The organism is Streptomyces sp. NPDC005262 (assembly GCF_042872425.1).
Lineage (GTDB): Bacteria > Actinomycetota > Actinomycetes > Streptomycetales > Streptomycetaceae > Streptomyces.
The window spans coordinates 1,111,263-1,123,118 of sequence record NZ_JBIAKK010000001.1; the positions used below are offsets into that span (position 1 = coordinate 1,111,263).

Sequence of the window (11,856 nt, forward strand, 5' to 3'; positions counted from 1 at the left end):
CTACTCTAAATACCACTCGACTGGTACACGCGCGGGCTATCGATCACCCAAATGAGTGAGTGAGATCCGGAAAGTGACGCGAAACGACCTCAAAGGCCGTATCCCTGCTTGCCATGGGATCGACAGTGCTCAGCCTGCGGATAGACGGTGAGCTGCTCGACCGGCTCCGGCAGCATGCCGCCAGACGCGGAATGAGCGTCCAGGACTATGTCGTCAGGACGCTCATCCGCAGCGATTTCGACGAGCGCTTCAAAGCCGCCGTCGAGGAGACGGAAAAGTTCTACGGGGCGGACGACCGGGTGAACTGATTCGCCCGGTCGTCCGCCCCGCAGAGGGCGACGCGTGAAGGGTTACGACGTCAGGCCGAGAGCCGGCATCGCGTAGTAGAAGACGAAGACCGCCGACACCACGTACATGGCCACCGGCACCTCGCGCCAGCGACCGGCCGCCACCCGCAGCACGGAGAAGGCGATGAAGCCGATGCCGATGCCGTTGGTGATCGAGTACGTGAACGGCATCATCACCATGGCCAGGAAGGCCGGGACGGCGAGCGTGTAGTCGCTCCAGTCGATGTCCCGCACCGACCCCGCGATGATCAGGAAGCCGACCGCCAGCAGCGCCGGCGTGGCCGCCTGCGACGGAACCATGGTCGCCAGCGGCGTCAGGAACAGCGCCACCGTGAACAGCAGACCCGTCACCACGCTCGCGAAGCCGGTGCGGGCCCCCTCTCCGACACCCGCCGTGGACTCCACGAAGCAGGTACTGGCGGAGGAGGAGCTCGCACCGCCCGCGGCGACCGCGATGCCGTCCACGAACAGCACCTTGTTGATGCCGGGGAAGTTGCCGTCCTTGTCCGTCAGCTTGGCCTCGTCACCGACACCGAGGATGGTGCCCATCGCGTCGAAGAAGCAGGACAGCAGCACGGTGAAGACGAACAGGATGCCGGTCAGCGCACCGACCTTGTCGAAGCCGCCGAACAGGCTGACCTTGCCGATCAGTCCGAAGTCGGGGGTGGCCACCGGGTTGCCCGGCCATTGCGGAACGGTCAGGCCCCAGGCCTCGCCCGGCAGGTCGGCGATCGCGTCGATGACCATCGCGACGACCGTCATGGCGACGATCGAGATCAGGATCGCGCCCGGCACCTTGCGGACGATCAGTGCGAGGGTGAGCAGCGCGCCGAGGATGAAGACCAGAACGGGCCAGCCGTTGAGGTGGCCGTCAGTGCCGAGCTGGAGCGGCACGGTGGTGTGCGCGACGTCCGGGATACGGGAGACGAAGCCCGAGTCGACCAGACCGATCAGCAGGATGAAGAGACCGATACCGATCGCGATGCCCTTGCGGAGCGACTTCGGTACGGCGTTCATCACGCGTTCGCGCAGCCCGGTCGCGACGAGCAGCATGACGACGATGCCTGCGAGGACGACCATGCCCATCGCGTCCGGCCAGCTCATCCGGGGGGCGAGCTGCAGGGCGACGACGGTGTTGACGCCGAGACCGGCGGCCAGAGCGATCGGCACATTGCCGATGACGCCCATCAGCAGGGTGGAGAACGCGGCGGTCAGCACGGTGGCGGTGACCAGCTGGCCGCCATTGAGCTGATGCCCGTACATGTCCTTCGCGCTGCCGAGAATGATCGGGTTCAGCACGATGATGTACGCCATCGCGAAGAACGTGGCGAATCCGCCACGGATCTCACGCGCGACCGACGACCCCCGCTCGGAGATCTTGAAGAAACGGTCCAGACCGCCGTGCGGCTGTGGAGCTATGGGCTGCCTGGAGTCGACCGAAGCGGTGGCCGAGGGGGACATGTATGACCTCAGTCGTGCGTAGAGGGGGAGAAGAGTGGTCAGCTTTGGACTTTTACACGAATAATTCGAGACAGCCGCAAGCAGATTCAGTATGAATACATAAGGCGAAGATCGCTATCTCCGCGCGTAGACCCTTGGGCCGACTGGCCCGACAGGCTTTACATAGGGCCGCATACACTGACCCCATGGCGAAGTGGACACCGACACACGAGGCACCCGAGCCCCTGGAGGGGCCCGTCGTCGCCACCATCACCGGCGGAACGATCCTCTGGTTCGTCCTCTTCCTCGTCCAGCTCCCGTTCTACGGCTGGTTCGACGAGCACGGGCACACCTGGTGGGTGTGGACGTGTCTGGCCGGTGCCGGGCTCGGACTGATCGGCATCTGGTACGTGCGGGGGCGCGACGCGGCGCTCAAGCGGGCGGCCGCCGCCAAGGCCGGAACGCCCGACGCGGCCGACGGCAGCCACTGACGCCACCGGCGCAAGCCGCCATCGCGAACCACCGGCGGAAACCGGGACACCGGCCGGCGCGTCGACCATCGGGGAAGTCAGGGACGCGACCCCGACTTCCCCGAAGCCCCGGACCGCGCCCACTCCTCCTGCGGTCCGATCTTCGGATCCCCGGCGGGTGAATCGGACGTTCCACCCGTACCGTCGGAACCATGACGCAGCGGGCAGTCGACTCCTCCGGGAAGCAGAAACCCCGCCGGCCCCGGCCGGCCCCCATCGACGCCGGTTCCGAACTCGACCCGGTCCACCCGATGAAGCTGCCGGACCCGGCCGTACGCAGCACCGGACTGACCGCCGCCGAGGTCGCCGAGCGGATCGCCCGGGGCGAGGTCAACGACGTACCCGTCCGCTCGTCCCGCTCCGTCGGCGAGATCGTCCGCGCCAATGTCTTCACCCGGTTCAACCTGATCATCGGCGTGCTCTGGCTGGTCATGCTGTTCGTCGCGCCGTTCCAGGACAGCCTCTTCGGTTACGTGATCATCGCCAACACCGGCATCGGCATCGTCCAGGAGTGGCGGGCCAAGAAGACCCTCGACGGCCTGGCCGTCATCGGCGAGGCGAAACCCACGGTCCGGCGCGACGGGGTCGCCGCCGAGATATCCACCTCGGAGATCGTCCTCGGCGATCTGGTCGAACTCGGCCCCGGCGACAAGGTCGTCGTGGACGGCGCGGTGGCCGAGGCCGACAACCTGGAGATCGACGAGTCGCTGCTCACCGGTGAGGCCGACCCTGTGGTGAAACAGCCCGGCGATCCGGTCATGTCCGGCAGCTTCGTCGTCGCGGGCGGCGGTGCGTTCTCCGCCACCAAGGTCGGCCGCGAGGCCTACGCCGCGCAGCTCGCCGAGGAGGCGTCGCGCTTCACCCTCGTCCAGTCCGAACTGCGCAGCGGCATCAGCACGATCCTCAAGTACGTCACCTGGATGATGGTGCCGACCGCGATCGGCCTGATCATCAGCCAGCTCTTCGTCAAGAAGACCGACCTCAAGGACTCCATCGCCCGGACGGTCGGCGGAATCGTCCCGATGATCCCGGAAGGCCTGGTGCTGCTCACCTCGGTCGCCTTCGCGATCGGTGTCGTACGGCTCGGCCGCAAGCAGTGCCTGGTGCAGGAGCTGCCCGCCATCGAGGGCCTCGCCCGGGTCGACATCGTCTGCCTCGACAAGACCGGCACGCTCACCGAAGGCGGCATGGACGTCACCGAGTTGCGGGCGCTGGCCGGTGCGGACGACCCGTACATCCGCCAGGTGCTGGCCAACCTCGGCGCGTCCGACCCGCGGCCCAATGCCAGCCTGCAGGCGATCATCGACGCGTACCCGTCCCCGAACGGCGAGGCGTGGCACTGCACGGAGGCGCTGCCGTTCTCCTCGGCACGCAAGTACAGCGGCGCCGCGTTCGACGAGGGCAGCGGCAAGGCGTCGAGCTGGCTGCTCGGCGCACCCGATGTGCTGCTCCCGGACCACGACCCGGCACTCGGCGAGATCGAACAGCTCAACCGGCAGGGACTGCGGGTCCTGCTGCTGGCCCGCGTGCAGGGGGAGCTGGAAGGGCCGCGGAGCGCCGCCGGAGCCGAACCGGCCGCGCTGGTCGTCCTGGAGCAGCGGCTGCGGCCGGACGCCGGGCAGACACTCCGCTACTTCGCCGACCAGCAGGTCGCCACGAAGGTCATCTCCGGGGACAACGCCGTCTCGGTCGGCGCGGTCGCGGGCAAGCTCGGCCTGCCCGGCGCCGAACACACCCTCGACGCGCGACGGCTGCCCACGGACCCGGACGACATGGCCACGGCCATCGAGGAGAACGCGGTCTTCGGCCGGGTCACCCCGCAGCAGAAGCGGGAGATGGTCGCCGCGCTCCAGTCCCGCGGCCACACGGTCGCGATGACGGGGGACGGGGTCAACGACGTGCTGGCGCTCAAGGACGCCGACATCGGGGTCTCGATGGGGTCCGGCTCGGAGGCGACGCGCGCGGTGGCGCAGATCGTGCTGCTCAACAACAGCTTCGCGACCCTGCCGTCGGTGGTCGCCGAGGGCCGCCGGGTCATCGGCAACATCACCCGGGTCGCCACCCTGTTCCTGACGAAGACCGTCTATTCGGTGCTGCTGGCGATCCTGGTGGTCTGCTTCCAGGTCGAGTACCCGTTCCTGCCCCGGCATCTGACCCTGCTGTCGACGCTGACGATCGGCATCCCGGCGTTCTTCCTGGCCCTCGCGCCCAACAAGGAACGGGCCCGGCCGCACTTCGTCCGCAGAGTCATGCGGTATTCGGTCCCGTCCGGCGTCATCGCGGGCATCGCCACGTTCGTGACCTATCTGATCGCCCGGCACTACTACACGGGGCCGGGTGCGCTGGACGCGGAGACCAGTGCGGCGACGCTCACGCTGTTCCTGGTCTCGATGTGGGTCCTCGCGATCATCGCCCGCCCCTACACCTGGTGGCGGATCCTCCTGGTCGCGGCGATGGGGGCGGCGTTCCTGGTCGTGCTGGTGGTGCCCTGGCTGCAGGGCTTCTTCGCCCTGAAGCTGGTGGGCACGGTCATGCCGTGGGCAGCGGTGGGGATCGCGGTGGTGGCGGCGACCGCCCTGGAGTTCTCCTGGCGCCTGGTCAGTCGCCGCTTCCCCGTATAGCTGTCAACGCACGTCGACGTAGTCGCCGGTGGTGGTGACGGCCGGGGTGGTGGACGTGCCGGCGAAGCTGTAGCGCCAGTAGCCGTCGACCGAGGCCTTCACCGTCGTCTTCAGGGCGCCGGTGCTGCTCGACCTGATCGTCTTCACCGTGGTGCAGGCGGTGCCGGTCTTCTTACGGAACTGCAGCTTCACCGGCTGGACGGTGTAGCCGGCGTAGGCGTGCGTCTCCCAGTTGGCGCGCGTCAGCTTGCCGGTGACCGTGATGGTCCTGCCCTTCTTGACGGGCTCCGGGGCGGCGTTGACCGTCAGCTTCGACAGCCGCTGCACACGGGTCGTGGCGAAGGAGTCGTACGACGTGCTGGAGCCGTCCTTGGCCTCGGCGCCCGCGAGGACGTGCCAGGAACCGGCCAGTGCGTTGCTGGTCAGGTCGGCCCTCGGGTCGACCGTGAGGGTGAGCGAGCAGGTGGCGGTGGTGGCGCTCGCGTTCTTGCAGGTGGCTTCCTGCGTCGGCACCAACGCGCCGTCCATGCCCTTCTCCAGGCTCGTCCCGTGCCAGAGGATCGCCCAGCCGGTGGCTATGCCCGAGGCGTGCGAGGCGGTGACGGAGACGGTGACCGTCTTCGGCACCGTCGTCCCCAGAACGATGTCCTTGCCGCCGTTGACGGTGACCTTGGAGAGGACGGGAGCCGTTGCCGCATGCGCGGCCGGCACGGCGAGGGCGGAGAGAGCCAGGGCGCCCGATACGGCGGCGACAGTGGCACGAATGCGCATGAGTGTCCCCAGGTGAGATCAGGAGTATGGGCCCCGCCGGCGGTGGCTCCGATGGCTCCGGCCTCGGCGGGACCCGATGAGTCGGTGGGTCCGCCGGGTAGCGGGACCTCGCTCGGAGATCCCGCTGCCCGGGTGGAACGTTGGTGGAACTTGTTGGTGGAACTGCTGCCGTGACTACTGCACGTCGACGTAGTCGCCCGTGGTGGTGACGGCCGGGGTGGTGGACGTGCCGGCGAAGCTGTAGCGCCAGTAGCCGTCGACCGAGGCCGTGACGGTGGTCTTCAGGGCGCCGGTGCTGCTCGACTTGATCGTCTTCACCGTGGTGTAGGCGGTGCTGGTCTTCTTACGGAACTGGAGCTTCACCGGCTGGACGGTGTAGCCGTGGTAGGCGAAGTCGTCCCAGTTGGCGCGCGTCAGCTTCCCGGTGACCGTGATGGTCCTGCCCTTCTTGACGGGCTCCGGGGCGGCGTTGACCGTCAGCTTCGAGAAGCGCTGCAGCTTGGTGGTGCCCAGGCCGTCCTGCACCGCGGAGTCGATCTGGGAGGGGTCGAAGGCGGGGTCGGACGGGTCCTGCCCGTTGAAGTCGAAGGCCCAGCCCACGGCCTTCCACGTCGTGGCGTCCGCGTTGCCGATGAAGTCGTCCTGCGGCCAGACGTCGATCTGCCCCTTGCAGGTGGCGACCGTCGAGGAGACGGTCTTGCAGGTGGGGGCCACGTCGCCGAACAGGTCGTTGGTCGGCGCGTCGAACGAACCGCGGTAGAGGTCGACACCCAGCTCGAAGTCGTCACCGAAGATGTCCACGTCGGCGGCGTGCGTCACGGTGAACGTGGTCGGCACGGTCACCGTGTTGGTGGTGCCGACGACGATCGGCTTGCCGCCGTTCACCGTGACCTTGGAGAAGGTGAGGTCGAGCGGGGCCCCGGCGGTTTCGGCGGCGGCGACGGAGCGCGCGCCGGTCTTCGAGCCGGACGTGGTGTGCGCGGCACGCAGGACGTCGGCGAGGACCGAGTGGTGCGCGTCGGCGGCCTGGGCCGCCGACGGTACGACGAGGGCGGAGAGAGCCAGGGCGCCGGTCACGGCGGCCACAGTGGCACGTATACGCATGTTCATTCCCCATGTGGAGAAGGGGGCCCGCGGAGGTCGTCCGTCCGTGGGGCCCAAGATCGTCTGTGAAGCCTGGTGGCTTCACGGAGCGAGATCATCGGGGCGGGTGAACGGTTGCGCGGCCAGGGAGATTCTTTACGCACGCGTGACCGGGCCCTGGCAATTGGGCCTGCGCCGTCAGTCGAACCAGCGGTCCCGGGCCAGTTCCTCCGTACGCGACGGGTCCTCCAGCAGCGCCGCGACCTCGAAGCGGCGCGGCCACTGCCCCGCCGCCCACGCCAGGCCCGCCGCGACACCCTCGAGCGTCGACGCGTGGACGACCCCGTCCGGGGTGCGGCGCCAGTCCAGTTCGACGCCGCCCGCGCGGAGTTCGCCGTGTTCGATGTACGTGTCCGGGGTCCCGGCGCCGAGCAGGATCCGTACCGGCTCCGGCACCTGGTGCTCCTCGCCCTCCGTCGTCACCTGCGCCTCGACGGTCTCGCCGAGCCGCCGCACCTGGAACAGCTCGGCCAGTTCGGCGGCGCGTGCCGGGGCCACCGGCAGCAGCGGAAGGCTGTCCGTCAGGGGCAGCAGATCGGGGGCGTCCGCGATCACCGCGTCCGCCGCGTCGACGACCTGCACCTCGCCGTCGACCACGGCCCGCAGTTCGTCGGGCAGCGTGACGTGTTCGGGGTCGAGGTCCGCCAGGGCCGTGTACAGCTCGTGGAGTTGCACGGAGCCGACCGGGCGGCTGCCGTCCGCGAGCCGGCCGAGGAGTTCGGCGGCACCGCCCGGCTCGTCGAGGAGCGCCGCGACGGACGTCCGTACGCCGAGCGCGCGCAGCACCTGGACGTCGTCGAAGCCGGTCGCGTCCGCGGAGTCGTACAGTCCGGACAGCCGCGGGTCGCCGCCCGCGGCCCGCAGACCCGCCGGGCGGCGGCCGTCGAGCACCGGGTGGTCGCGCAGCCACCAGGCGGTGTACGGGCGCACGGACCGGGTGGTGCCGTCCGGGAGCAGCACCCGCACCGGCTGCGTCAGTGCGTCGCGCAGCGGCGGGCGGGAGAGCAGGGCGAGCGCCTGCGGCCAGGCGTCGTCGTCGACGAGGTCGAGGTCGCGGACGGCGACGAGTTCGGTGGCGACCGGCGGCACCGGGGTGTCCGGCAGCTGGTCGAGGATGTCCTCGCACCACACGTCGACGGCGTCCAGCAGCCCCGCGTCGTCGGGCTCGGCGAAGTCACCTTCGCGCGGCTCGAGTTCGTCCGGGTCGAGGACGACGTCGGTGGCGCGGACGAGCGCGAAGGTGGCCAGCACCCCGCAGGCGGTCAGCGGCTGTTCGCCCCAGCGCGCGGTCAGTTCCTCGTCGCAGAGGGCGAGTTCGCCGTCACGCATGATCTGTGCGAACGGGCTTCCCGGCAGCACGAGTTCACCGGCCGGAGCGGGCTCGCCCTCCTCGTCCGGGAGCGCGAGTGCGCCGAGCCAGGGTTCGTCGCCGGGCGACAGGTCCGCGTCCCGGACCAGCGTGAGCACGGTCTCCGCGAGCTCTTCGGCGTCCAGCGCGTCCTCGTCCCACACCTCGCCCGCGTCCAGCGAACCGGCGACGGCGGCGCGCACCTGCGGGGTCGTCAGCACGGCGCGCGGGGTGGCCGGCAGGGCGCCCAGCTTCTCCAGGAGCGGATGGGCGGCGTCCGGATGCGCGACCTTCAGGCCGAGCCGGGCCAGCCGGCCGAGGACGGGGCCGGTGACCGCTTCGGGCAGCGGCAGCAGGACCTGACGGGGACCGATCGTGGTGCGTGGGGTCGCGATGCCGTCCGGCCCCTCCACCGCATGGTCCACCGTCCCGGCCAGCGGCACCGGCAGTCCGGAGAGCCGGTCCGGGTCGATGCCGGACAGGCTGTCGTACAGCCGCCGCCACCAGGCGGGATCGCGCTCCAGACCGGCGAGGCGGTCGATGGCCTCGGTCAGCGGCACCCTGGCCACCCCGAGCGTGCGCAGTTCGCTGCGGCGCTCGAGTCCCGCGGGCAGCAGGCACGGCAGCACCTCGGCGAGCACCCGGACGGTCTCGGCGCCGACCCCCTCCAGCACTTCGGCCTCGATGGGACGCAGCGCGGTGGTGGCCTCGTGGGCGCTCTCCGGCTCCGCGTCCCAGGCGTCCCAGCGGTCCGGTTCGGCGGCGGTGTCACGCGGGGCGGCGGGCTCCAGGAACGCGACGCGCGGCAGCCGTTCCAGGATCGCGCCGCGCAGCGCACCGTCCAGTTCGCCGCTGCCGAGCGGGCCGGGCACCAGGTCGATCGTTCCGACACTCACCGGCTGCCAGTCCCCGAGCAGTTCGGCGTAGGCGTCGGCCGCGCGCTGCACCAGGAAGTCGGTGAGCGGGCCGGGAGCGGGGTGGCGGCGGGTGGTGTCGAGCGGCAGCGACGCGATGAGCAGGGCGGGCACACCCAGGGGTTCGTCGGTGGGGGTCGGGGCGTGGACGACGGGAGCGGTACGGGGGTAGACCGGCGCCCCGTCCAGGTCCACGGGCACCGCCCAGGTCACCGACCAGTGCGGGCGCAGCCGTTCCTCGAGGGGGCGGTCGGCGAGCAGGGCCGGCTCGATCGGGCCGTGGTGCGCGACCGTGCGCCAGCGGTTCCTGCCGTGCACGGAGTCGTCGACGTGCGTGTACGGGCCGTGCTGGGAGCGGTGCAACGTCCGTACCCCGTCAGGGGTGTCGATGACGATCTCGTCGAGGCCGGGCAGCGTCAGGAGCAGCGCGTCGTCGACGGCGGCGAGCAGCCGGCCGACGAGATCCTCGGCGACGCCGTCGCGCAGCGGCAGGACGACGACCGTGTCGTACCCGTCCGGCGCGGTGCCCTCGGCGGGCAGCGGGAGCCGGAGCAGCGGTACATGACCGTCGCGGCGGCGGAGTTCGTCACCGAGGCCGGGGCTGCCGACGGCTGCCTGCCGGGCGAGGCCACGGGCCTCGGCGAGGGACCAGCGGACCCCACCGTGCCGGCCGACGACGGCGGGCTCGTCACTGACCGCGAGCACGGCGGCGAAACCGACACCGAACCTGCCCACGGCGGACTCGTGGCCCTCACGCTTGGCGGAGGCACGGAGTGTGCTGAGCGACTCGACACCGGTGGCGTCGAGGGGGGCGCCGGTGTTGGCGGCGGCGAGGACGGCGGTCCCGGCGTCGCCGGGGTGCAGGGTGAGACGGAGACGGCCGGGGACGCCGGCGCGGGCGGCGGCGTCGGCGGCGTTCTGGGCCAGCTCGACGACGAGGCGGTCACGGTAGCCGCCGAGCGCGAGGTCCTCCTCGGCGTTGGCGTCCTCCCGGAACCGGGCGGGACCGGCGCCCCAGGCATCGAGCACCCCGCGCCGCAGCCGTGCCGTCCCGAACGGATCGGCCCCCTCGGTCGCATTCATGCTCACGCTCTGACTCCGCTCTGTCCGGTGACGCGTTATCCGTGTGCGGCGGGGAGTGCGGGTGCACCCGTGCCGCCAGTGTGCGCCCGAAGGTACCGCGAGCGGAAAGCCGGTGCGCCGAGCCCGTGCGCCACGTTTTGTCCTCAGACGCCGGACAGGCTCGGGCCGAGCCCGTCGAACGGGTGCCCCATGCCCTTGAGGTCATGGGGGAGGTCGAGGAGGAAGCGGTCACCGGACAAAGCGGTCACCCGGTGGCCGGGTGCCGCAGACGGCCCCCCTGGCACCACAAGGCACATCGCGGGCGTCGTGGAACCGGATTCGGTGGCCGGGTGCCGCAGACGGCCCCCGGGCACCACAGGCCCGGATTCCCCGGCGGCCAGGAGCGTCAGGAGTGGCCGAGGTCCTCCGACGGCGCATCCGGCTCCGCCGGAACCGACCCGCCGTCCCTCGCCGGGCGCAGGAGATACTCGTCCACCTGCATCGTGTCCAGTGCGTGCGGCGCCGGCTTCGGCGGCTTCGGCATCACCGCGGCCTCCGAGTGCCCACCGCACCCGTACGACAGCGAGACGACCCGCCCGTCCGCCGGGCTGAACTCGTTCGCGCACACCCCGAACGCCTGCCGCAGCGATCCCGCGACGGGCACCAGGAAGGCACACGTGGCGCAGGACGCCGGTGCCGCCTGCGCCATCGGCGTCTTCGCGCCGAACGCCTCGTCCCACCGGTCGGCCGCCGCGTGCAGCCCGTACCGGGACAGCACCCGCGCCCGCCGCATCCCGAGCTCTTCGGCGACCGCCGCGATCGAGCCGCGGTCCGTCGCCTCCGGGCGCGTCGTCAGCTCCGCGTCCTCCGCGTCGACGAGATCGGCCAGTTCCTCCGACATCTCGGAGACCACCGAGTTCGGCGGCGGCTCGTCCTCACCGGTGTACCCGGGCTCCAGACGGAGATCCTCCGCCTCGGTGGGCAGCAGGTCGCCGGGTCCCATGTCGCCGGGACGCAGCCGCTCGCTCCACGGGACCCACTCGGGCGCGAGCAGCGCGTCCGTCCCGGGCAGCAGTACCGCCTCGTCGAGCGTGACGTTCTTGGCGCGGGAGGCCCTGGCGACCGTCACCGCCCAGCGCCAGCCCCGGTAGCCGGGTTCTTTGCACTCGAAGTAGTGCGTGACGACCCGGTCCCCTTCGGAGACCAGCGCCACATGCTCACCGACCACTCCTGGCGCGGCGGCTTCCTCGGCCGCCGAGCGCGCGAGGTCTACCGCCTCGGCGCACAGGCGGTCGGGGGCAGGGGTACGGGCAGTACGGCTTCGCGTCGTAGCAGCACTCACAGGTCTCGCTTCTCTCCATACGCCGTCTCACGAGCGCGCCAGCAGATCCATCGATTACGGCCATAACGGTTGCGGGCGGAGCGGACCTGGGGGCCGCGTCGACGTCCACACCCGTTGTGCCTGCCTCGGGCGCGCCTTCTGCTATCCATTCTGCGGGATCGCCGAGAGGCGCGCGGCCAAGAACAACCGCCGGTGGCGCGCTACGCACGCTACCCTCTCTGCCGCTCCCCGCCCACCTGCGCGTCCCAAACAAGGCCGTATCCACTGCCGTGTCCGTGTCAGAACGGGCCGGGCAGCCGCGACGAACCGGTGGCCGCGGTCCTCACTGACCCGACAGG

The 11,856-nt window shown here is 70.8% G+C and carries 8 protein-coding genes; 3 read left to right on the plus strand and 5 right to left on the minus strand.

Annotated features, from left to right (window positions below; translation table 11 throughout):
- Positions 1 to 113: 113 nt before the first annotated feature.
- Positions 114 to 308, plus strand: coding sequence for a ribbon-helix-helix protein, CopG family (locus ACFYP5_RS05005; RefSeq protein WP_389030585.1), 195 nt, complete (start codon positions 114 to 116; stop codon positions 306 to 308).
- Between the two features lie 42 nt (positions 309 to 350).
- On the opposite strand, the gene ACFYP5_RS05010 is transcribed toward ACFYP5_RS05005, so the two are convergent.
- On the minus strand, positions 351 to 1,808 hold the full coding sequence (locus ACFYP5_RS05010; RefSeq protein WP_389030587.1) for an NCS2 family permease: 1,458 nt from the start codon (positions 1,806 to 1,808) through the stop codon (positions 351 to 353).
- Between the two features lie 185 nt (positions 1,809 to 1,993).
- Between ACFYP5_RS05010 and ACFYP5_RS05015 the strand changes: the two genes are divergently transcribed.
- Both ACFYP5_RS05015 and ACFYP5_RS05020 read left to right on the plus strand, forming a co-directional pair.
- Positions 1,994 to 2,278, plus strand: coding sequence for a DUF2530 domain-containing protein (locus ACFYP5_RS05015; protein WP_389030590.1), 285 nt, complete (start codon positions 1,994 to 1,996; stop codon positions 2,276 to 2,278).
- 191 nt (positions 2,279 to 2,469) lie between these two features.
- Positions 2,470 to 4,938, plus strand: coding sequence for an HAD-IC family P-type ATPase (locus ACFYP5_RS05020; protein ID WP_389030592.1), 2,469 nt, complete (start codon positions 2,470 to 2,472; stop codon positions 4,936 to 4,938).
- 3 nt (positions 4,939 to 4,941) lie between these two features.
- Here ACFYP5_RS05020 and ACFYP5_RS05025 read toward each other — a convergent pair whose 3' ends face one another.
- The 4 genes from ACFYP5_RS05025 to ACFYP5_RS05040 form a co-directional block, all read right to left on the minus strand.
- Positions 4,942 to 5,709 carry a DUF5707 domain-containing protein gene (locus tag ACFYP5_RS05025; RefSeq protein ID WP_389030595.1) on the minus strand — a complete coding sequence of 256 codons (768 nt, stop codon included), beginning with the start codon at positions 5,707 to 5,709 and terminating at the stop codon, positions 4,942 to 4,944.
- Between the two features lie 174 nt (positions 5,710 to 5,883).
- Positions 5,884 to 6,813: a hypothetical protein gene (locus tag ACFYP5_RS05030; protein ID WP_389030597.1), complete on the minus strand. Its 930-nt coding sequence runs from the start codon at positions 6,811 to 6,813 to the stop codon at positions 5,884 to 5,886.
- A gap of 177 nt (positions 6,814 to 6,990) precedes the next feature.
- On the minus strand, positions 6,991 to 10,197 hold the full coding sequence (locus ACFYP5_RS05035; protein WP_389030790.1) for a sacsin N-terminal ATP-binding-like domain-containing protein: 3,207 nt from the start codon (positions 10,195 to 10,197) through the stop codon (positions 6,991 to 6,993).
- A gap of 385 nt (positions 10,198 to 10,582) precedes the next feature.
- On the minus strand, positions 10,583 to 11,518 hold the full coding sequence (locus ACFYP5_RS05040; RefSeq protein ID WP_389030600.1) for a DUF3027 domain-containing protein: 936 nt from the start codon (positions 11,516 to 11,518) through the stop codon (positions 10,583 to 10,585).
- Positions 11,519 to 11,856: the final 338 nt, after the last annotated feature.